This is a genomic window from Mesorhizobium wenxiniae (assembly GCF_002284535.1).
Taxonomy (GTDB): domain Bacteria; phylum Pseudomonadota; class Alphaproteobacteria; order Rhizobiales; family Rhizobiaceae; genus Mesorhizobium; species Mesorhizobium wenxiniae.
Window position 1 is genome coordinate 468,953 of sequence record NZ_NPKH01000011.1, and the last position, 20,587, is coordinate 489,539.

Consider the following 20,587-nt stretch of genomic DNA (forward strand, 5'->3'; position numbering starts at 1 on the left):
CGACGCCATCAGATGTAGCGTTCAATTGTTCCCGTAATGTTCTTGCCTTTGCCCAAAATCTGTGGTTGTCTCCGGTGACGCCGTTCGCGGCATGATCGCATGGGCTTCGGGCGAGCCCATGTCCGGGGGCTGAAAAATGGTTGCGCGGGTCCGTACGGTCGCTTTCCAGGGCATCGAGGCCGTGCCGGTCGACGTGCAGGTGATGATCGCACCGGGCAAGGTCAACATGCACATCGTCGGTCTCGGCGACAAGGCGGTGGCCGAGAGCCGGGAGCGGGTGCAGGCGGCGCTGCATGCGTCGGGCCTGTCGATGCCGTCGAAGAAGGTCACGGTCAATCTGGCGCCGGCCGACCTGCCCAAGGAAGGCAGCCATTACGATTTGCCGATCGCGCTCGGCCTGATGGCGGCATTGGGGGCCATTCCGGGCGACATGCTGGCCGGCTATGTCGTGCTTGGCGAGCTGTCGCTTGACGGCACCATCGCCGCGGTGGCCGGCGCGCTGCCGGCGGCGATCGGCGCCAATGCCGAAGGCAAGGGGTTGATCTGTCCTTTCGCCTGCGGGCCGGAAGCGGCGTGGGCCGGCAAGGATTTCGACATTCTGGCGCCGCGCAGCCTGATCGCTATCGCCAATCATTTTCGCGGCACGCAGGTCCTGTCGCGGCCGGAGGCCGGCATCCATGCCGCGGCGCGTGACCTGCCGGATCTGGCCGACATCAAGGGCCAGGAGACCGCCAAGCGGGCACTCGAAGTGGCGGCGGCCGGCGGCCACAATCTGCTGATGGTCGGACCGCCGGGATCGGGAAAATCGATGCTGGCGCAGCGGCTGCCGTCGATCCTGCCGCCGCTGGCGCCGAGGGAATTGCTCGAAGTCTCGATGATCGCGTCGGTGGCCGGCGAACTCGGCGAAGGCAAGCTGACCGACCGGCGGCCGTTCCGCGCCCCGCACCATTCGGCCTCGATGGCGGCCATGGTCGGCGGCGGCCTGCGGGTGCGGCCGGGCGAGGCGTCGCTTGCCCATCACGGCGTGCTGTTCCTCGACGAGTTTCCCGAATTCTCGCCGCAGGCGCTCGACGCGCTGCGCCAGCCGCTGGAGACCGGCGACTGCATGATCGCCCGCGCCAACCATCGCGTCACCTATCCGGCGCGCATCCAGCTGGTTGCGGCGATGAACCCGTGCCGCTGCGGCATGGCCGGCGAGCCGGGCTATCGCTGCCTGCGCGGCGACCGTTGCCGCACCGACTACCAGGCGCGCATTTCCGGCCCGCTGCTCGACCGCATCGATCTCCGGATCGAGGTGCCGGCGGTCTCGGCCAGCGATCTGATCCGGCCGGACCGGGCGGAGAAAAGTGCCGCGGTGGCGCTGCGCGTCGCGCGCGCCCGGACAATCCAGCGCGAGCGTTTCGAGCGGCTCGGCGCGACCACTGCCACCACCAACGCGCATTGCTCGCCCTCGGTCATCGAGGAGATCGCGATGCCGGATGCATCAGGCCTGTCGCTGCTCAGGGACGCCAGCGAAAAACTCGGCTTTTCCGCGCGCGCCTACCACCGGGTGCTGAAAGTGGCGCGAACGCTGGCCGATCTCGAGGCCAGCGAGACGGTCGGCCGCATCCATCTGGCCGAGGCGATTTCCTACCGTATGAGCTCGGAGCGAATGGCGCAGGCGGCGTAGAGCGCAACGTTCGGGCGCCGGAAAGCTTGACCGCCGAGCAGTCAACAAGGCTATGCACCGGTTCTGCTGGGCTGCCGAGTCATCTGAAGGAGCTCGACGCGGAGTTGCTACCTGTCGGGAAGAACCATCGTCGCCAGGTCGGCCAACCAGACGCCGTCGGCCGCCAGCCTGACGATTTGCGTGGCGCATGTCGCCATCGGTTGCGAGGTGCCGCCGCTCGAAGCGGGCCTGGAACCAGCTGACCCACAATACGCGCGGATCGGCGTCGGTCAGCCTGCGGGCCGGAAGCGGCCCGCGCCGGCAAGGTATTCGACATTCCGGCGCTATGCAGCCTGACCGCAATCGCCACCCATTTCCGCGGCGGCTACTTAACCGGGATCATGAGATGTGCGTAGGGAGTGCCCGCCCACATCACATACGGCCTGGACGTGTCAGGTTTGGGGTCAGCCGGATAGCCCTGCATCATGTCCGTTGCGTTGACGATCATCACGTGCGGTCCAGTCTCCACCCAATTGTTGCCTTCCTCAGGCTTCGTCGCATAAGGATCGGTGTTGCTGCCGTCGGTGCCACCGGCCAGCATATACATGAAGCCGACTTTGCCCTTGGGCGGTTCCTTTTTTCCCATCCACGCCATCGCCCATTCCATCGAGTTGGCATCGCCACACATTGGATCCGGGCCAGGCGTGGCCGGGTTGTCCGGCATGCACCAGAAGCCGTTTGTGCCCTCGCGCAGCTTGCGCATTACGCCCTTCTCATCCATGGCGTGGATCGTAGCGCCGCTTGCTACAGCCGGGGGTGCGGCGGATTCAGCGCTCTTGATCATCGCAGCGTCGTCGGCGGCTGCGCCTTGCATCGCAAACAAACTGCCCGCCGCCAAAAGGGCGGCGACCGTCAGAAGCCGTTTCATGGCCATTCTCCGGTTTTTTTGAGTTGATCTTGTGCATGATGTCGGACGCACGGCCTCCCAGAGCCGTTTGTCGGTGGTTAAATCGTAGCAGATCGCAGGCACCGGGACAACGGCGCCTTAGCGTCTACTAATATATGTCTACAACGTGCCTTCGGCCTGAGCACGGATAGGCGCACAATTTCTGCCCCACCTGGAAACATCCGAATGAGGTTAACCGCAGTGGCGCATCTCAAACATGCAGCACGGGACGATCTTCTATTTCGCGCCTGGTATTGTGAGACTGCGCCTTTGTAACGGCGGCTTGCTATCCAGCTCTTTCCTTCGCCTTCAGCTCCAGCCGTCGTGCGTGCAGCACCGGCTCGGTGTAGCCGTTGGGCTGGACCCGGCCCTTGAAAACGAGGTCGCAGGCGGCGAGGAAGGCGATGGACCTGTCGAAGTCGGGCGCCATCGGCCGGTAGAGCGGATCGCCTGCGTTCTGGCGGTCGACGACGCCAGCCATGCGCTTCATCGTCTCCATCACCTGGTCTGAGGTGCACACGCCATGGTGCAGCCAGTTGGCGATATGCTGCGAGGAGATACGCAGCGTGGCGCGATCCTCCATCAGGCCAACGTCATTGATGTCAGGCACTTTCGAGCAGCCGACGCCTTGGTCGATCCAACGAACGACATAGCCCAGAATGCCTTGCGCGTTGTTGTCGAGCTCCTTCTGGATTTCTTCTTGAGACCAGTTCGGCCGCGCCGCGACCGGCACCGACAGGATGTCGTCGAGCTTTGCCTTGGGCCGACTTTTCAGCGCCACTTGGACGGCAGGGACATCGACCTTGTGGTAGTGGGTGGCGTGCAGCGTCGCCGCCGTCGGCGACGGCACCCAGGCGGTGCTGGCGCCGGCCTTGGGGTGGGCGATCTTTTCCGCCAGCATCGCCGCCATAAGATCGGGCATCGCCCACATGCCCTTGCCGATCTGGGCGTGGCCGGCCAGCCCGCATTCCAGCCCGGTGTCGACGTTCCAGGCTTCGTAGGCGGCAATCCAGGCGGCCTGCTTCATGTCGCCCTTGCGGATCATTGGGCCGGCTTCCATCGAGGTGTGGATCTCGTCGCCGGTGCGGTCGAGGAAGCCGGTGTTGATGAAGACGACGCGGTCTTTGGCGGCGCGGATCGCCTCCTTGAGGTTGACCGTGGTGCGGCGCTCCTCGTCCATGATGCCCATCTTGATGGTATTTTCCGCCATGCCGAGCAGGGCTTCGACGCGGCCAAAGATCTCGACGGCGAAGGCGACCTCCTCCGGCCCGTGCATCTTGGGCTTTACGATATACATCGAGCCCGCGCGGGAATTGGCGCGGCGTCCGTTCGGCCCGACATCGTGCAGCGCGATCAGCGCCGTCATCGCCGCATCCATGATGCCTTCCGGCACCTCGTTGCCGTCGCGGTCAGAGATCGCCGGATTGGTCATGAGATGACCGACATTCCTGACCAGCATCAGCGAGCGGCCGGGCAGGGTCAGCGTGGCGCCATCAGGCGCGGTATACGAGCGGTCGGGATTGAGTTTTCGCGTAAAGGTCTCGCCGACCTTGGTGATCTCCTCGGCAAGGTCGCCCTTCATCAGGCCGAGCCAGTTGCGGTAGACCACGACCTTGTCCTGCGCATCGACCGCGGCGACCGAATCCTCGCAGTCCTGGATGGTGGTCAGCGCCGATTCCAGCACGACGTCGGCAATGCCGGCCGGATCAGTCTTGCCGATCTGGTTGCTGCGGTCGATTGATATCTCGATATGCAAGCCATTCCTGGTGAGCAGGACGGCCTCGGGATTGGCCGCGTCGCCGCGATAGCCGGCAAACTGTTTGGGGTCGGCGAGCGTGGTGGCGCCGGCGCCCTCGCCCAGCCGCAACATGCCGTTGGCAACCGAAAGCCCGTTCACCCCAGCCCATTTGCCTGTCGTCAGCGGCACCGACTCGTCGAGGAAACTTTTCGCCCAGGCGATGACTTTTGCGCCCCGTGCGGGATTAAACCGCCCGCCCTTCTCGGCGCCACCGGTCTCGGGAATGGCATCGGTGCCGTAGAGCGCATCGTAGAGCGAGCCCCAGCGCGCATTGGCGGCATTCAGCGCGTAGCGCGCATTCATCACCGGGACCACCAATTGCGGCCCGGCGACCACCGAAATCTCCGGGTCGACATTTTCGGTCGCGACGGAGAAGGCCGGCCCTTCCGGCATGAGATAGCCGATCTCCCTCAGGAACCCCTTATAGGCTTCCATGTCGCTGGGCGCGCCATTGTCGCGATACCAGCGGTCGATCTGGTCCTGCAGGGCTTCGCGCTTTTCGAGCAGCGCCCGGTTCTTCGGCGAAAGATCGTGCACGATGGCCGCAAAGCCGGTCCAGAACGCGTTGGCTGCAATGCCGGTGCCCCGCAGCGCCTCGTTCACGACGAAATCATAAAGCTCGCGGGCAATCCTCAATCCGGCGATTTCGACGCGATCGGTCATCGGAGGTTCTCCAGAGCTTTGGCCGGGTTGCCGGCCCCGGGCCTTTGACATGCTAGGTCTGCAGGGTCAATTCCGCTTAAGGTGAACGTAGGGCATTTCCCTTCGTCATCCCAGGGCGGAGCAGGAGCGAAGCGACGTCGCGGAGACCCTGGGATCCATGCCGTTCTCTGGCGGCAGTGCTCCGGCGGACCAGAATCGAGTGCTTCTTCGCAGCGGCGGGCAACGCGGTGTCCCCTGCTCTGTTGCGGATACGAACGCCATTCCGAACCGCCGCATTCTTCGGCTAATGGCACGGCATGGATCCTAGGGTCTGCGCTCCGCTTCGCGTTCGCTCCGCCCTAGGATGACGAAGGCGCAAGGAATTACACCGCAATCCTTGGCCTGCCGGACGCCACCGCCACGACAAGCGCCTCGATGAACATGCGCTGACCCTCGACGGTGGAGACGCGGAATTCGCTGGCGATTTCGATCTCGGCGCTGTCGGTGCCGGCGTCCCTGGCCCGCCCGGCGGCTATCGCCCGCACATCGGTCTCCGCCGCGGCGATCGCCGCCGCCTCGTCGACAAAATCGCGCACGGTTTCGCCTGACGCGACGCGAAACAGCCCCTCCTTGGGCTGGCTGACCCGCGCTTCCGCCGAAACCCTGACCTGGCCGACTACGGCGCCGAGCGCGTTGGCGACGTCGGTATCCTCGGGCACCACGCAGCCATTGCCGACCAGCTCGGCCAGGCCGGCATAGTGCAGCGGCGCCGAGGCGCCGAGGCCGATCACCGGACGGTCGAGCGCGACGCTGAGCCGTGCGATGCCGGGATGCGCGTCGACGGCGCGCTGCACCAGCGCGTGCGCCACGGTCGCGGCGCCGTCCAGCCCGTCCTCGGCAAAGGCGGTTTCGAGGATGTATTCCGCCGACCAGCGCGTCAGCGTCAGCAGCACCCGCTCGGAGATCGCCTCTGGCGTCGCGGCGACGAACTGCCCGCGGCCGTCGCGCTTGCGGGTGAACAGTTCGGCGCCGAGCCTCGCGGTGGCGGCATCCCAGTTGGCCTGCTTGCCCAGCACATGGGCGGCGTCCGACGGCGTGAAACCCGAAATATGGACCAGGCCGCGCGACACCAGCCGGTTCAAGGTGGCGTTCTGGGCGTTCGAGGTGAGCAGCCTGTCGAGGGCGAGCGGCACGCTGCCGATCGCCTCGTACAGCCTCGCTTCCGGAGCGGTGAGGCCGGCGGCGAGCCTCTCCGGCACGCCGGTGCGCACGGCGAAGCGGCCATCCATGCGGCCGGGGTTCGGCGCCCGCAGTTGGCGCTCCAATTCTGAGGTGACGGCTTCGCCATGCACCATGCCGGCCAGCGCTAGCGGCACCAGGCGGCGCGGCCCGAGCAGGATTTTCGGGCTGAGCACGCCGTCCTCCAGCGCCACTTCGGAATCGCCGCCAAGCCCAAAAGTGCGCATGGCGACCGCCTCGACCATGGTGCGGAAGCCGCCGACGGTGGCCCCTTCCGGATCGAGCCTGGGACGGCCCTTGTCGAGCACGGCGACGTCGGTGGTGGTGCCGCCGATGTCCGATACCACGGCATCGTCGAGGCCGGTCATGTGGCGGGCGCCGACCAGGCTGGCGGCCGGCCCGGAAAGGATCGTCTCGATCGGCCGCTGGCGGGCAAAGGCGGCCGAGACCAGGGCGCCATCGCCACGCACCACCATCAGCGGCGCCGCGATGCCACGGTGGCCAAGAAAACCTTCGGTCGCCGCGACCAGCCTGTCGATCATCGAGATCAGCCTGGCGTTGAGCAGCGTCGTCAGCGCCCGGCGCGGGCCGCCGAGCTTGGCCGAAAGCTCGTGGCTGGCGGTGACCGGCAGGCCGGTTTTTTCGCGGATGAGGTCGCGAGCGGCGAGCTCATGCGCCGGATTGCGGGTGGCGAAATAGGCGCAGACGGCAAAGCCGGACACCGAGGCGCCGAGTTCCGGCAGCACCGCCTCCAGCCCGGACAGGTCGAGCTTTGCCGCATTGCCGTGGACATCATGGCCGCCGGGGCAGAACACGACCGGGTCGCTGGCGAGTGCCGCCTTCAGCCCGTCGCGGGCAAGATCGCCTTCGGAAAAGCCGATCATCACCAACGCCACGCGGCCGCCCTGGCCCTCGACCAGCGCGTTGGTGGCCAGCGTCGTCGACATCGACACCAGTTTTATGGCTGCGGGATCGGTGCCGGCTTTTTGCAACACCGCGTCGACCGCGCCTGAAATGCCGACCGCCAGATCATGGCGGGTGGTCAGCGCCTTGGCCTTGGCCAGCACTTTGCCGTTAGGGCCGCCGGCTTCCGACCACAGCACGGCATCGGTATAGGTGCCACCGGTATCGATGCCGAGGAACAGGGGGGAGGATTTAGTCTTGGCGGTCATATTCTGGCAGCGGTCCGGCGAATTTCGTCCCCGCCCCTTAGCCGATACGGGCCGGCGGATAAAGGCGGGAGAGGTGGGCCAACAGGCGATGACCGTGGTGACGGCCAATCTCCCCCCAAGTGGGGGAGATGTCCGGCAGGACAGAGGGGGGCGCTGTCCCGCCGGCCTCGCCGTGGTCACATCCGCTCCGGCCGTCATTCAGACGCACGCCCTAGGCCAGCCACAATCACAATATGCTGGCAGACATTGTCGATGTCGCGGATAATGTCGTCATTCCAGAAGCGCAGGACGGTCCAGCCATCCTGTTCCAGACGCAATGTCCTTGCCGCGTCGCCGGCAACAGCATCGCGTTGCCCATGCTGGGAGCCGTCAACCTCGACGATCAGTTTCTTCTCCGGGCAAGCGAAGTCGACGATATAGCCGGCGATGGGAAAATGTCGGCGGAAGCCAAGCCCCATCAGCCGATGCGCGCGAAGTTCGTTCCAGAGCTTCAATTCAGCTGATGTCATGACCTTGCGCATCGATCTGGCATTTGCGCGATGTTTTGGAGGCAGTGGCGTGTGAGGCATTGTGCTTGTGAAATTAGCGCTCCACGGCGCCCCCCTCTGTCCTGCCGGACATCTCCCCCACGAGGGGGGAGATCGAATGTCGCGCATGCTTTCGCAAATTTTCAACGCTGCAAAAGAGAACGCCAACGGCGAAACCGCCAATCTCCTCCCCTCGTGGGGGAGATGCCCGGCAGGGCAGAGGGGGGCGCGAAGGAACGCCAACCTCGGCGACTACCCCACAAACCCCACCTTCTTATGCGTGCCATCACAAAACGGCTTGTTGGCCGAGTGGCCGCAGCGGCAGAGGAAGGTGCGTTGAGTGCGGTCGACCGTGTGACCGGTGCCGGTGACGATTTCGACATTGCCCTCGAGCTTGAGCGGACCGTTCTTCGTCGGCGTCACCGTCAGCGGCCCGTCCCGCACCTCCAGCGCCGGCGTGTCCTTCAGCGCCGGCTCGCCGGTGGCGGTAAAGCCCGCCTTGCTATGGCTGCCGTCGCAGAACGGCTTGTTTTCCGAAGCGCCGCAGCGGCAGAGCGTGGCGCGAAAAGACGTCTCGCCGCCCAGCACGATCTCGGCATGCAGCGCCAGCGGGCCGTTTTCCCTGAGCCGCACGGTGTTCACCACCGGGGGCTGTTCCTGCGGCCCGCCATCCTTTCTGATATAGGTGATGGCGCCCGACGGGCAGCTCTCGGCGATCGCCACGATCTTCTCGACGCTGGCCGCCTCGGGATGGATCCACTGGCCCTTCGCGTTGGGTTCGAAGACATGCGGATCGCCCAGCACGCAGTTGCGCGAATGGATGCAGCGCCGGCCGGCAAAGCCGACATTGATTTTTTCGCCCTCGACCACTGCCATGCGGTGTCTCCTGTTCGTGTCAGGCTAGGGCGGCCGTGCGGACGGCGTCAAGCCGTGAAGGGTGCGCCCTATCTCCCCTTTTTGGGTGGGGAGATAGCCACGTGGAAATTGGTGCAGGCGGCCGAGCGAGTAATCTCCCCCCTTGAGGGGGAGATGGCCGGCAGGCCAGAGGGGGTTGGTCCGACCGGGTTCGGCTTGCTACTGCAGATGGAGGTTGGTGCTTCACGCGAGGCCCTGTCGCCTCCGGCGACATCTTCCCCTCAAAGGGGGATAAAAGCGCGTCAACCGTCGATCGCCACATGCGGCGCCAGCCGCCGGATCGCCGCGATCATGTCCTGCCCCTGGACGTCGAGCGAGGAGATTTCCATGTGCACGATGTTTTTGCCGAAGGGCAGCATCCGGCCGAGCGCATTGGCCGGTGCGTATTTGATTTCGTCGGGCGATTCCCCGGTCAGCTCGAAATTGAGCATCGCCGCACCCTTGCCGCCGGAGGCGAGCCGCACGCTCAGCACGTTGCGCCAGGGCACCAGCACGTCGCCGGCGCGGCGGTCGCGAAAACCCTTGTCGTCGAGCACGACCTTGACCGATGTGTCGAACGCGCCGCGCGCGATGAAGAAGCCGAGCGCCAAGCAACCGAGCGCCAGAAGCACGATCACCAGCACCCACCCGCCAGCCGCGCCCGCCGCCAGCCCCTGCAGCGCGCCGAAAGCGAAGATCGCGCCGATCAGGAACGGCCCGATGGCCGGGAAGATCTTGCCGGTCGCGCTGTTGCGGATTTCGAGCGGCGTAGACATTTTTTCCCGCTCACCGTTCGGGCTTCAGCAAGGTCCAGATCCAGCCGACGAAGGTGAGGACCAGGAAGGGATAGCCGGCGGCGGGCAAAGGCGACGAGGTCGGCAGCAGAGGCGCGCCCCAGAGGATCATGCAAGCCGACACGGTGAACAGCACAGCGGCCACGACAGCGGTGAGCCGCATCCACAGAGCAAAAGTGTTCGGCGCGCTGACGAGCGCCGCCGCCCAGAGCGAGATGCCGCCGACATAGGAGGGGACGCTAGCCTCAAGCCCCGCCGCATTGCCGGCGAGCAGCAGGCTCTCGCCGGCGAGGAAGGTCAGGAAGCCGGCCGCCACGCAGTCATTGCCCAGCCGCTGATACTTCATCGTCAAAAGCGCCGTCGCCACCACGAGCGCCACGCCGTCGATCGTCCACAGTGTTTGGCGCAGCGCATCGCTCGCCACGAAGGTGCCAGCAAGGCCAAAAGCGCCGCCGATGGCGAAATCCGGAGTGGAGCGCATGTCATGTCTCCCCAAGCCGAGAGGATAGCGCAGGGCGGGGCGTCCTCCAACGGATAAGCAATGGGCGCTGCGCAGTTAAATGCTTCCGATGGCGCCATTGCGAATTTTGAGCGACGGAGCCCGACGGCAGCACAAATTTTATTCAGAATGGCTACAGCGGCTTTGCCACGGGCGGCGATGGGACTGTGTTTTTCAGCATGGAAAGCGTCTAATGGGCCCCGAAGACCAAGCAGCTCCAACGTGCGAATATGCTATTGTATGTTCCCGGGGAGCCCGCGACACCGAGGCCATCCAGTCAGCGTCATAGGATGAGTTCCAAGGCTCTGGTGATGTCGGTTAGGTAGCACCCTCAATCGCCCATCTTCAGCGCCTGGATAAACGCCTCCTGCGGGATATCCACCTTGCCGAATTGGCGCATCCGCTTCTTGCCCTCTTTCTGCTTGTCGAGCAGCTTGCGCTTACGTGAGACGTCGCCGCCGTAGCATTTGGCGGTGACGTCCTTGCGCAGCGCCGAGATCGTCTCGCGGGCGATGACCTTGCCGCCGATCGCAGCCTGGATCGGGATCTTGAACAAATGGTGCGGGATCAGCTCCTTCAGCTTCTCGCACATCTGCCGGCCGCGCTTTTCCGCCGCCGTACGGTGGACCAGCATGGACAGCGCGTCGACCGGCTCCTCATTGACCAGGATCGACATTTTAACCAGGTCGCCCTCGCGATAGTCGGTCAAATGATAGTCGAAGGAGGCATAGCCCTTGGAGATCGACTTCAGGCGGTCATAGAAGTCGAAGACGACCTCGTTGAGCGGCAGGTCGTAGGTCAGCATGGCGCGCTTGCCGACATAGGACAGGTCGGCCTGGATGCCGCGCCGGTCCTGGCAGAGTTTTAGGATGCCGCCGAGATACTCGTCCGGCGTCAGGATGGTGGCGCGGATCCACGGCTCCTCGATGGCCGATATCTTGACCACATCGGGCATGTCGGCGGGGTTGTGCAATTCCTTGGTCGTGCCGTCGCTCAACAGCAGCCGGTAGACGACCGACGGCGCCGTGGCGATGAGGTCGAGATTGAACTCGCGCTCCAGCCGCTCCTGGATGATTTCGAGGTGCAAAAGGCCAAGGAAGCCGCAGCGATAGCCGAAACCGAGGGCCGCACTTGTTTCCATTTCAAAGGAGAAAGAAGCGTCGTTGAGGCGCAGCTTGCCGACTGCGGCGCGCAGGTCCTCGAAATCGGCGGCGTCGACCGGGAACAGGCCGCAGAACACCACCGGCTGCGCGGGCTTGAAGCCGGGCAAAGCGTGCGCCGTCTGGCGCTTGTCCTCGGTGATGGTGTCGCCGACGCGAGTGTCGGCGACTTCCTTGATCGAGCCGGTGAAGAAGCCGAACTCGCCGGGGCCGAGCTCGTCGACATTGATGCGGGCCGGGGTGAAGACGCCAGTGCGCTCGACCAGGTATTTTGCGCCGGTGCCCATCATGCGAATGGTCTGGCCCTTCTTCAGCACGCCGTCGATGACGCGGACCAGGACGATGACGCCGAGATAGGCGTCGTACCAGCTGTCGACCAGCATCGCCTTCAGCGGGGCAGCGATGTCGCCCTCGCGCGGCGGCGGCAAATCGTTGACGATCGCCTCCAGCACATCGGGAATGCCGAGCCCGGTTTTGGCCGAGATCAGCACCGCGTTGGAGGCATCGATGCCGATCACCTCCTCGACCTGCTCGCGGATGCGCTCGGGCTCGGCGGCCGGCAGGTCGACCTTGTTCAGCACCACGACGATCTCGTGGTTGTTGTCGATGGCCTGGTAGACGTTGGCCAGCGTCTGCGCCTCGACGCCCTGGCTGGCATCGACGACCAGCAGCGAGCCTTCGCAGGCGGCGAGCGACCGCGACACTTCGTAGGCGAAGTCGACATGGCCGGGCGTATCGATCAGGTTGAGGATATAGTCCTCGCCATTGTTGGCGTGGTATTTCAGCCGCACGGTCTGCGCCTTGATTGTGATGCCGCGCTCACGCTCGATATCCATCGAGTCGAGCACCTGCTCCTTCATGTCGCGCAGTTCCAGTCCGCCGGTCAGCTGGATCAGCCGGTCGGCAAGCGTGGATTTGCCATGGTCGATATGGGCGACGATGGAGAAATTGCGGATGTTCTTGATCGGCGTGGTCATGATGGGGCGGCTTTAGCAGGGGCAGCTTGCCCGGGCAAGCGGCCGGGCGTGCGGCCAAAGCAATCGCTGAGGTTTGCGCTGCCGGGGGGGCGCAACACCGTTAAGCTTTGATCCACCGGATTAGTGCATAGTTCGCGCCCTGCGTGACAGGCAACGACCTGTCACCGTTTGGGGGCCAAGCAATGCCACAATCTGGACATCATTTTCTCAATTCCGAGAGCGGCTCCCTCGCGCCGATACTCGCCATCATGCTTATTCCGATGTGTGCCGCTCTGGGCTTTTCAATCGACTACAACTCAGCCGTTGCGACCAAGGGATCGATGCAGAATGCGCTCGATGCCGCGACCCTGTCGATCACGACGCTGCCAACCAGCACGTCACTGGCGGACCGTCAGGTGAAACTGCAGGAGTCGTTTACGGCCAATAGCGGGCAAGGCACCGCCAAGCTCGACAGCTTCGTCGTTGCTGCCGACGGCACCGCCAGCATCAATGCTTCGGCCAGCTTTGCCATGCCGACGAACTTCATGCAGATCGCCCACGTCGACACAGTGCAGATCGGCGTCGCGTCGGCGGTGCGCAAGAGGCCGGCGCTGGTGCAGACCACGTTCAAGGTCAACAAGGTATCGGGCCATTGGAACAAGACGATGACGCTCTACGGCACGAAATTTGGCGAGACGGCGGTCAACCCGTTGATGAAGATCACCTATGTCTACAACAACTTTGGTGATCCGAAAGGCTACGGCACGTCGACAGTGTATACGGTGAATGGATCGACGAGCACGAAGGTCCAGGAACAAAAATGCACGACTAAGACGGTGCTCAACTTCAACAACCTGCCTACCGGGGCGATCACCCAGACGAGCGGCACCAAAAAATACCTGACCACCTGCACCAACACCATGTACCCCTCGAACGGCGCCGGCGCGGTGATCGACGTCAGCCTGATGGATGTGCTGTATCTGCAGATGGATGTGCCATCGGCCCAATTAACCAAGCTCAAGTCGAACGACGCGAACACATCGAACCGGTTGTACATCGACGGCGTTGAAGTCGCGAACGGCAAACTGGTGGACATCTTCACCGCCGTGCCGTGCGGCCAACCCAGCCAGCAGGCCTGGGAAGATGGCGGCAATCCCGTACCGGCTCCGGTGTCCAACGCCGACTTCTTCTACACCGTGACAGGCAAATGCGACTTCAACCAGCGGCCTTCGCAAACAGTGCTTACGCAATAGGCTGGACAGGTCGCGTCCAGAGAGGACGCGCATTCGCATACATCTCATTTCAACGCCGTCCGGTCGCCACGGGCGGCGTTTTTGTTGCGGGCGACGGTGGCGAGTTCGAAGCGGCGGAGGTGACACTTGCCTTCTCCCTTGTGGGTGAAGGCAAGAACGATCACGAAGCGGTGATGGCTGTAACGAAGGCCCAGGCGGCGGCGAAGAACCGATGTGATCGCCATTCCGGCGCGCCACCAACCCTGGGAGACGACCATGGCCAACCGCCTGACCTTGCCGGCACTTGCCTTCGCGCTTTGCTCGACGGCGCTTTTTGCCGCCGGCATTGCCCGCGCCGAAGATGCGATGAAGCCGGCCGATGCGATGGCGACTGACGCCATGAAACCAGCGACCGAAACGATGAAGCCCGCGGATCCGATGGCGGCCGAAAAGATGAAGGACTGCATGGACAAGGCTGCCGTGGAAACCGACGCGATGAAAAAGGACCCGGCGACCAAGACCTGCAACGAAATGGGGACGGCCAAGTAGGCCGCGTCCGAACGGGGCGCGGCCGATGCACGCGCCGCACGGCAATGTGAAACCGCGACGGACCTATCTGTCGTATAGTCTTAAACTCATGCATGGGAGATCAGAGATGACCGGCATTGAAAAACCCGCCGCGAAACGATTGACGAACTTCGCCAGGGGCGCGCTCGCGGCGCTGATGCTTGCGGCGGCCGGCGCCGCCTTGTGGCAGACGCCGGCAATCTCGGCCGAGAAGGCGGTGGTGATCCCACCGCCGGCGATGGACGAAAAACCCGCCGCCGGCACCGCCAAGGCGATCTTCGCCGGCGGCTGTTTCTGGGGTGTGCAGGGCGTGTTCCAGCACGTCAAGGGCGTGACCAGCGCCGTGTCCGGCTATGCCGGAGGCGACAAGGACACCGCCGTCTACGAGACGGTCGGCACCGGCCGCACCGGGCACGCCGAAGCCGTCGAGATCACCTACGAGCCGTCAGAAGTGACCTACGGCCAGTTGCTGCAAGTCTATTTCTCGGTCGCGCACAACCCGACGCAGCTGAACTATCAGGGTCCGGACCGCGGCCCCCAATACCGTTCGACGATCTTTGCCGAAAGCGACGCCCAGAAGAAGATCGCCGAGAGCTACATCGCCCAGCTCGACAAGGCCAAGGTGTTTCCGGAGCCGATCGTGACCACGCTGGAGACCGGGAAAACCTTCTTTCCGGCCGAAGACTATCACCAGGACTTTTTGACGCTGAACCCGACCTACCCCTATATCGTCTACAACGACCTGCCCAAAATCGAGAATTTGAAGACGCTATTCCCAGACCTTTACAGCGAAAAACCGGTGCTGGTGCTGGCCGCCAACAAGAGCTGATCTTCTGCGACGCGCTTAGAGCAGCGAGCGGGCCAGCAATGCCCGCCTACTGCACGCCTAGAAACTGCCTGAGCTCAGGCGTCCTGGGATTGGCGAAGACGTCCTCGGGGGCGCCGATCTCGTGGACGCGGCCCTGATGCATGAACACGACGCGCGAGCAGACGTCGCGGGCGAAGCGCATCTCATGGGTGACCATCACCAGCGTCATCCCTTCCGCGGCCAATTCCCTGACGACAGCCAGCACTTCGGCAACGAGTTCGGGGTCAAGCGCCGAGGTGATCTCGTCGCATAGCAGCGCGATGGGCTGCATGGCGAGCGCCCGGGCGATGGCCACGCGCTGCTGCTGGCCGCCGGACAATTCGTCCGGCAAGGCGTCGAACTTGTGGGCGAGACCGACGCGGTCGAGCATTTTTCGCGCGACCGCTTCGGCGTTCTTTTTCGGCGTCTTCTTCACCACCATCTGCGACAGCATGACGTTGCCGCCAGCGGTGAGGTGCGGGAACAGATTGAACTGCTGAAAAATCATGCCGACCTTCAGGCGCAGCGCCTTGAGATGCACCTCGTCGGGCAGGAACTGGGCGCCGGCGACGACGATCGAGCCTTCGTCGATGGTCTCCAGCCCGTTGATGCAGCGCAGCAGCGTCGACTTGCCCGAACCGCTCTTGCCGATGATGGCGACGACCTCGCCCGGCGCGATGTCGATGGAAATCCCCTTCAGCACCTCGTTGTCGCCAAAGCGCTTCTTCACCTCAGTGATTGCGATGAGCGACATTGAGCTTCCTTTCCAGGAGCTGGCTCGATTTCGACAGCGGCCAGCACAAAGCGAAGTAGATGAGCGCGACCAGACCATATACGGTGAACGGCTGGAACGTCGCGTTGGTGACGATCGAACCGGCCTTCGACAATTCGACGAAGCCGATGATAGAGGTGAGCGCGGTGCCTTTCACCACCTGCACCGAGAAGCCGACCGTCGGCGGCACCGCCACTTTCAGCGCCTGCGGCAGGATGACGTAGCGCATCTGCTGGAGATAACCCATGCCGAGGCTGGCGGACGCCTCCCATTGACCCTTGGCGATGCTCTCGACGCAGCCGCGCCAGATTTCGGCGAGGAAGGCGGCGGTCCACAGGATGAGCGCGACACAGGCGGCAAGCCAGGCGGGAACGTCGATGCCGAACAGGCCAAGGCCGAAAAAAGCGAGAAAAAGCTGCATCAGGAGCGGCGTGCCCTGGAACAGCTGGATGTAGCCGCGTGACAGCAGCCGCAGCCACTGCCGCCCGCCGATGCGCAGGAAAAGCAGGGCCGCACCGACGATGCCGCCACCGACGAAGGAAACCAGCGAGAGGACAACGGTCCAGCGGGCGGCCAGAAGCAGGTTGCGCAGGATGTCCCAGAAGCTGAACTCGGTCATGGCGCCTGTCTCATCGCGACGCCTTCCTTGGAAACAGCATCCAGCCTAGGCCGGCCAGCAGCTGGCGCAGCAGGATGGCGAGGGCCAGGTAGATCAGGGTCGAGACGATGTAGGTTTCGAAGGCCCTGAAATTGCGCGACTGGATAAAGTTGGCTGCAAAGGTCAGGTCCTCGGCGGCAATCTGCGAAACGACGGCCGAACCCAGCATGACGATGACGATCTGCGATGACAGCGCAGGCCAGATGCGCTGCAGCGCCGGGACCAGAACCACATACCGGAAGCTTTGGAACGGCGTCATGGCGAGGCTCGCGCCGGCTTCGAACTGGCCGCGTGGCGTGGCCTGGATGCCGGCGCGGACGATTTCGCAGCTGTAGGCGCCGAGATTGACGATCATGGCGAGGTTGGCGGCGGTCAGTTCCGACATCCTGATGCCAAGCGACGGCAGCCCGAAGAAGATGAAGAACAGCTGGATGAGGAAGGGCGTGTTGCGGATCAGCTCGACATAGGTCGCGACGACGGGTTTTAGCCATTTCGGCCCCAGCGCCCGCACCCAGGCGCAGGCAATGCCAAAGGCCACGCCGAACACCGCGCCGATCACGATGAGCTGCACGGTGATCCGGATGCCCTTCAGCAGCACCGGCAGAGAACCGATCAGCCAGCCGAAATCGAACTGATAGGTCATGGCTTGCTATCTGACCTAGAGCGGTTCCGGTTCTCTTGGAACCGGTAACTCGCTCTAACTGTTTGTTTTGCCGCATTTATGCGGACGCCAAATGGTTCCATTTGGCTGCAAAATGCTCTAAGCCACACGCGGCGGGCGGCGATCACAGGTCGGCCGGCAGGTCGACCTTCAGCCATTTTTGCGAAATTGCGTTGAGGGCGCCATCGGACCTGGCAGCGGCGATGATGCCGTTGATCTTGGCCATCAACGCCGGCTCTTCCTTGTTCATGCCGATGTAGCAAGGCGAATTCTTGATCAGGAATTTGAGCTCCGGCCGCTTGGGCGGGTTCTTTTCGAGGATGGCGGCGGCGACGACATTCCCGGTCGCGATCACCTCGACCTGGCCCGAAAGGAAAGCGGAAATAGTGCCGTTATTATCCTCGTAGCGCTTGATCTCGACGCTCGCGGGCACGACCTTGGTCAGTTCGAGATCTTCGATCGCGCCGCGGGTGACGCCAACGGTCTTGCCGGCGAGGTCTTCCGCCTTCGCGACCGCGACATCCGCCGGAGCGAACACGCCATTGTAGAAGGGGGCGTAGGCTTCGGAAAAGTCGATGACCTTCTCGCGATCGGGATTCTTGCCGAGGCTGGAAATGACCAGGTCGACCTTGTTGGTCTGAAGATAGGGAATGCGGTTGGCGCTGGTGACCGGGACGATCTCGACCTTGGCGCCGAGCTTTTCGCCAATGAGATTGGCGATATCGATGTCGTAGCCTTGCGGCGTCATGTCGGCACCGACACTGCCGAAGGGCGGGAAATCCTGTGGCACCGCGATGCGGATGGTGCCCCGCCCCCCAATGTCGCTCAAGGCGTCAGCCCGCGCCTGCGGAGACGGAGCCATGGCGATTCCAGCCACGGCGGCGAAGGCCAGCATGCACATATTGCGACGGTTCATTATTTTCCCCTTTGACTGAGCAAAACCACTTGGTCGTCAGGGCAAAGCAACAGGCATGCCAAACCATCGAAATCGGCTTGAATCGGGCTTTCTCAATGGGATCGGGGAAGGCTTTCTTCACGACCCAATGCCGCTCGACTGGCAGGCCGCCTAAATATTGTGCAGTGCGGCGGTTGCCTGTCAGTCGTAGGTCAGATCCGTCGCCTTGCCGCCGAACACGCGGTAGGCATAAAACGAATAGAAAATGATGACCGGCAGCACGACCACCGTGCCGGCCAGGATTATGGCGAGGCTTTCAGGCGCGGACGCCGCCTGCCAGATGGTCAGCCTGTCGGGCACGACGAAGGGATAGAACGACCAGGCGAGCCCGGCAAAGCCCAGCGTGAAGATGGCGGCCAGTGTCAAGAACGGCGTCAGCGCGTGGCGGTCGTCTGCTTTAGGCAGGTGGAAGGTCTGCCGCCACAGCCAGGCGAACAGCACCGCCGACAGGATCGGCAGCGGCGACAAATAGAGCATGGCGGGCCAGACGAACCATTTGTCGAAGATGCGCGGACTGGCGAGCGGCGTGGCCAGCGAGACGGCGACCATGCCGAGCGCGGTCAGCACCAGCGCCCGGCGCAGCCATAGCACCGCCTTCTTCTGCAATTCGCCTTCCGTCTTGTAGATGACCCAGGCCGCGCCCATCGCCGCATAGGCGGCGGCAAGGCAGAGCGCCACCAGAGCGCCGAAGGCCATGCCGCTGAGGCCGACATCCAGGCCCAGCACATAAATCCCCAGCATGTAGCCCTGCGCCAGCGAGGCGATGACCGAGCCCAGGAAGAAGATGCGGTTCCAGCGATGCTTCCGGCCGGCCGGTACCTTGGCACGGAAATCGAAGGCAACGCCGCGCAGGATCAGGCCGACAAGGAGCAGGAAGACCGGAATGTAGAGCGCGGTGAGGATGGTGCCGTGCGCCAGCGGGAAGGCAACCAGCAGCAGGCCGACCGCCAGCACCAGCCAGGTCTCGTTGGCGTCCCAGAACGGGCCTATTGCCGCAATCATCGTGTCCTGCTCGGCGTCTTCAGCGGCCGCGAACAGGATGCCGATGCCGAGATCGAAGCCGTCGAGGATAACGTAGATCAGGATGGCAAGGCCCATCAGGCCGGCGAAGATGAGGGGGAGCAATGTCGGCCAGTCGAGGGTCATCACCGTTCTCCCTATTTTGCCGCCGGTTGCGACAGCGCCGCATCGAGAACGCCCGGCAGCGGCGAGGTATCGCCGTCCTTCGCCGCCTTCAGCGCCAGATAGACCAGCACGCCGAGATAGGCGATCAGAAGCAGCGCGTAGAGGATGAGATAGACCGCAAGCGAGAGCGCGACCTGGCTGCCGGCGACCGGGCCGACCGCATCGACGGTCTTGAGCACACCGGTGACCAGCCAGGGCTGGCGGCCGATCTCGGTGGTGTACCAGCCGGCCAGCGTCGCCAGCCAGCCGGACAGCGCCATCGGCACCATAACCAGGGCCAGCGGTTTCGGCAGGGTGTGGCGGCGCTTAAGGAAAAAGGCGGCCGACCAGGAGACGACGAGCATCAGGACGCCGGTGCCGACCATGATGCGAAAAGCCCAGAACACCGGGAAGACCGGCGGATGATTGCCGGCAAAGTCGTTCAGCCCCGGCACGACGCCACTGGCGCTGTGCCTGAGGATGAGGCTGGCGCCGTCGGGGATGGCGACTTCGAATTTGTTCTCCCTTGCCGCCTCGTCGGGAAGCGCGAAAAGGACCAGCGGCACATTGGGGCCGGTGTTCCAGTTGGCCTCCATGGCGGCGATCTTCTGCGGCTGATGCTCGAGCGTGTTGAGGCCATGCTGGTCGCCGGCGAAGATCTGGATGGGGATCAGGATCGCCGCGGTGAAGACACCGGTGCGCAAGGCCTTCCACATCGATTCCGAGCGGTCGCCATAGAGATAGCGCAGCGCCGACAGGCCAGCGATCAGGAACGAAACCGTCAGGCCGGAGGCAAGCAGCATGTGGACGAGCCGGTAGGGCATCGACGGGTTGAAGACGATCGCCCACCAGTCGGTTGCGTGCGCTACGCCGTTGCGCATCTCAAAGCCGACCGGCGTCTGCATCCAGGAATTAAGCGCGATGATCCAGAAGGCCGACAGGGTGGTGCCGCCGGCCACCAGCACGGTTGCCAGCGTGTGGGTGCCGTTGGAGACGCGGCGGAAGCCGAACAGCATGATGCCGAGGAACGCCGCCTCGAGGAAGAAGGCGGTGAGTATCTCATAGGCGAGCAGCGGGCCGGCTATGTTGCCGACGGTCTCCATGTAACCCGGCCAGTTGGTGCCGAACTGGAAGCTCATGGTGACGCCCGAAACTACGCCCATGGCAAAGGACAGCGCGAACACCTTCACCCAGGTGAAATAGGCGCGCATCCAGGCGGTATCGCCTGTGGCGTTGTAGCGAAGCTTGAAGAACAGCAGCATCCAGCCAAGCGCGATGGTGATAGCTGGAAACAGGATATGGAACGAGATGTTCGCGCCGAATTGAATGCGCGAAAGGATGAGCGGGTCCATGGTGGGCTCCGGCTGCTGCTTGTGTCGCAGAAGATAGGCCGGATGCGCTAAACGGTCAAAGCGGCGTGGCGTCACGCGAGGCGGGACGCCGCAGGACTGCGGCA

General features: G+C 63.9%; 19 protein-coding genes. 4 read left to right on the forward strand and 15 right to left on the reverse strand.

Annotated features, from left to right (window positions below; translation table 11 throughout):
• The first annotated feature begins 136 nt into the window (after nt 1-136).
• Entirely contained in the window at nt 137-1,669 is a 1,533-nt protein-coding gene (locus tag CIT31_RS04695) for a YifB family Mg chelatase-like AAA ATPase (RefSeq protein WP_095517620.1), read from the forward strand.
• A gap of 364 nt (nt 1,670-2,033) precedes the next feature.
• On the opposite strand, the gene CIT31_RS04700 is transcribed toward CIT31_RS04695, so the two are convergent.
• The 8 genes from CIT31_RS04700 to lepA form a co-directional block, all read right to left on the reverse strand.
• Nucleotides 2,034-2,576 carry a hypothetical protein gene (locus tag CIT31_RS04700; protein ID WP_095517734.1) on the reverse strand — a complete coding sequence of 181 codons (543 nt, stop codon included), beginning with the start codon at nt 2,574-2,576 and terminating at the stop codon, nt 2,034-2,036.
• A gap of 304 nt (nt 2,577-2,880) precedes the next feature.
• Complete coding sequence (locus tag CIT31_RS04705) at nt 2,881-5,055, reverse strand: malate synthase G (RefSeq protein WP_095517621.1); 2,175 nt, start codon at nt 5,053-5,055, stop codon at nt 2,881-2,883.
• 362 nt (nt 5,056-5,417) lie between these two features.
• Nucleotides 5,418-7,445, reverse strand: coding sequence for a hydantoinase/oxoprolinase family protein (locus CIT31_RS04710; protein WP_095517622.1), 2,028 nt, complete (start codon nt 7,443-7,445; stop codon nt 5,418-5,420).
• Between the two features lie 194 nt (nt 7,446-7,639).
• Nucleotides 7,640-8,014, reverse strand: a complete 375-nt coding sequence (locus CIT31_RS04715; protein WP_095517623.1) for an endonuclease domain-containing protein — start codon at nt 8,012-8,014, stop codon at nt 7,640-7,642.
• A gap of 210 nt (nt 8,015-8,224) precedes the next feature.
• The gene (locus CIT31_RS04720; RefSeq protein ID WP_095517624.1) at nt 8,225-8,848 is read right to left on the reverse strand and encodes a CDGSH iron-sulfur domain-containing protein; all 624 of its coding nucleotides are present in this window, start codon (nt 8,846-8,848) and stop codon (nt 8,225-8,227) included.
• A gap of 281 nt (nt 8,849-9,129) precedes the next feature.
• Complete coding sequence (locus tag CIT31_RS04725) at nt 9,130-9,642, reverse strand: hypothetical protein (RefSeq protein WP_095517625.1); 513 nt, start codon at nt 9,640-9,642, stop codon at nt 9,130-9,132.
• Between the two features lie 10 nt (nt 9,643-9,652).
• Nucleotides 9,653-10,141 carry a hypothetical protein gene (locus CIT31_RS34085; protein WP_165778344.1) on the reverse strand — a complete coding sequence of 163 codons (489 nt, stop codon included), beginning with the start codon at nt 10,139-10,141 and terminating at the stop codon, nt 9,653-9,655.
• 349 nt (nt 10,142-10,490) lie between these two features.
• The gene (gene lepA, locus CIT31_RS04735) at nt 10,491-12,296 is read right to left on the reverse strand and encodes a translation elongation factor 4 (protein WP_095517626.1); all 1,806 of its coding nucleotides are present in this window, start codon (nt 12,294-12,296) and stop codon (nt 10,491-10,493) included.
• 143 nt (nt 12,297-12,439) lie between these two features.
• Here lepA and CIT31_RS04740 point away from each other — a divergent pair, with 143 nt between their 5' ends.
• Nucleotides 12,440-13,528 (forward strand): TadE/TadG family type IV pilus assembly protein, encoded by a 1,089-nt coding sequence (locus CIT31_RS04740; protein ID WP_425350560.1) that lies wholly within the window; start codon nt 12,440-12,442, stop codon nt 13,526-13,528.
• 44 nt (nt 13,529-13,572) lie between these two features.
• Here CIT31_RS04740 and CIT31_RS04745 read toward each other — a convergent pair whose 3' ends face one another.
• The gene (locus tag CIT31_RS04745; RefSeq protein ID WP_095517628.1) at nt 13,573-13,785 is read right to left on the reverse strand and encodes a hypothetical protein; all 213 of its coding nucleotides are present in this window, start codon (nt 13,783-13,785) and stop codon (nt 13,573-13,575) included.
• On the opposite strand from CIT31_RS04745, the gene CIT31_RS04750 reads away from it, so the two are divergent.
• Both CIT31_RS04750 and msrA read left to right on the forward strand, forming a co-directional pair.
• Entirely contained in the window at nt 13,784-14,056 is a 273-nt protein-coding gene (locus tag CIT31_RS04750; RefSeq protein WP_095517629.1) for a hypothetical protein, read from the forward strand. The genes CIT31_RS04745 and CIT31_RS04750 overlap by 2 nt on opposite strands.
• Before the next feature lie 106 nt (nt 14,057-14,162).
• Nucleotides 14,163-14,903: a peptide-methionine (S)-S-oxide reductase MsrA gene (gene msrA, locus CIT31_RS04755; protein ID WP_095517630.1), complete on the forward strand. Its 741-nt coding sequence runs from the start codon at nt 14,163-14,165 to the stop codon at nt 14,901-14,903.
• Nucleotides 14,904-14,949: 46 nt separating this feature from the next.
• On the opposite strand, the gene CIT31_RS04760 is transcribed toward msrA, so the two are convergent.
• The 6 genes from CIT31_RS04760 to CIT31_RS04785 form a co-directional block, all read right to left on the reverse strand.
• Complete coding sequence (locus CIT31_RS04760; protein ID WP_095517631.1) at nt 14,950-15,675, reverse strand: amino acid ABC transporter ATP-binding protein; 726 nt, start codon at nt 15,673-15,675, stop codon at nt 14,950-14,952.
• Nucleotides 15,653-16,312, reverse strand: a complete 660-nt coding sequence (locus CIT31_RS04765; protein WP_095517632.1) for an amino acid ABC transporter permease — start codon at nt 16,310-16,312, stop codon at nt 15,653-15,655. The genes CIT31_RS04760 and CIT31_RS04765 overlap by 23 nt, the downstream gene beginning before the upstream one ends.
• A gap of 10 nt (nt 16,313-16,322) precedes the next feature.
• Entirely contained in the window at nt 16,323-16,994 is a 672-nt protein-coding gene (locus CIT31_RS04770) for an amino acid ABC transporter permease (protein WP_095517633.1), read from the reverse strand.
• A gap of 142 nt (nt 16,995-17,136) precedes the next feature.
• Nucleotides 17,137-17,928: a transporter substrate-binding domain-containing protein gene (locus CIT31_RS04775; RefSeq protein WP_425350561.1), complete on the reverse strand. Its 792-nt coding sequence runs from the start codon at nt 17,926-17,928 to the stop codon at nt 17,137-17,139.
• A gap of 180 nt (nt 17,929-18,108) precedes the next feature.
• Nucleotides 18,109-19,113, reverse strand: coding sequence for a cytochrome d ubiquinol oxidase subunit II (locus CIT31_RS04780; RefSeq protein WP_095517634.1), 1,005 nt, complete (start codon nt 19,111-19,113; stop codon nt 18,109-18,111).
• Between the two features lie 11 nt (nt 19,114-19,124).
• A complete protein-coding gene (locus CIT31_RS04785; RefSeq protein WP_095517635.1) occupies nt 19,125-20,483 on the reverse strand; it encodes a cytochrome ubiquinol oxidase subunit I in 1,359 nt (452 codons plus the stop codon).
• Between the last annotated feature and the right edge of the window lie 104 nt (nt 20,484-20,587).

Bases quoted from the DNA above. Each gene is read 5' to 3' on its own strand.
- CIT31_RS04695 (WP_095517620.1), top strand. From the start codon at position 137: ATGGTTGCGCGGGTCCGTACGGTCGCTTTCCAGGGCATCGAGGCCGTG.
- CIT31_RS04700 (WP_095517734.1), bottom strand. From the start codon at position 2,576: ATGAAACGGCTTCTGACGGTCGCCGCCCTTTTGGCGGCGGGCAGTTTG.
- CIT31_RS04705 (WP_095517621.1), bottom strand. From the start codon at position 5,055: ATGACCGATCGCGTCGAAATCGCCGGATTGAGGATTGCCCGCGAGCTT.
- CIT31_RS04710 (WP_095517622.1), bottom strand. From the start codon at position 7,445: ATGACCGCCAAGACTAAATCCTCCCCCCTGTTCCTCGGCATCGATACC.
- CIT31_RS04715 (WP_095517623.1), bottom strand. From the start codon at position 8,014: ATGCCTCACACGCCACTGCCTCCAAAACATCGCGCAAATGCCAGATCG.
- CIT31_RS04720 (WP_095517624.1), bottom strand. From the start codon at position 8,848: ATGGCAGTGGTCGAGGGCGAAAAAATCAATGTCGGCTTTGCCGGCCGG.
- CIT31_RS04725 (WP_095517625.1), bottom strand. From the start codon at position 9,642: ATGTCTACGCCGCTCGAAATCCGCAACAGCGCGACCGGCAAGATCTTC.
- CIT31_RS34085 (WP_165778344.1), bottom strand. From the start codon at position 10,141: ATGCGCTCCACTCCGGATTTCGCCATCGGCGGCGCTTTTGGCCTTGCT.
- lepA (WP_095517626.1), bottom strand. From the start codon at position 12,296: ATGACCACGCCGATCAAGAACATCCGCAATTTCTCCATCGTCGCCCAT.
- CIT31_RS04750 (WP_095517629.1), top strand. From the start codon at position 13,784: ATGGCCAACCGCCTGACCTTGCCGGCACTTGCCTTCGCGCTTTGCTCG.
- CIT31_RS04745 (WP_095517628.1), bottom strand. From the start codon at position 13,785: ATGGTCGTCTCCCAGGGTTGGTGGCGCGCCGGAATGGCGATCACATCG.
- msrA (WP_095517630.1), top strand. From the start codon at position 14,163: ATGACCGGCATTGAAAAACCCGCCGCGAAACGATTGACGAACTTCGCC.
- CIT31_RS04760 (WP_095517631.1), bottom strand. From the start codon at position 15,675: ATGTCGCTCATCGCAATCACTGAGGTGAAGAAGCGCTTTGGCGACAAC.
- CIT31_RS04765 (WP_095517632.1), bottom strand. From the start codon at position 16,312: ATGACCGAGTTCAGCTTCTGGGACATCCTGCGCAACCTGCTTCTGGCC.
- CIT31_RS04770 (WP_095517633.1), bottom strand. From the start codon at position 16,994: ATGACCTATCAGTTCGATTTCGGCTGGCTGATCGGTTCTCTGCCGGTG.
- CIT31_RS04775 (WP_425350561.1), bottom strand. From the start codon at position 17,928: ATGAACCGTCGCAATATGTGCATGCTGGCCTTCGCCGCCGTGGCTGGA.
- CIT31_RS04780 (WP_095517634.1), bottom strand. From the start codon at position 19,113: ATGACCCTCGACTGGCCGACATTGCTCCCCCTCATCTTCGCCGGCCTG.
- CIT31_RS04785 (WP_095517635.1), bottom strand. From the start codon at position 20,483: ATGGACCCGCTCATCCTTTCGCGCATTCAATTCGGCGCGAACATCTCG.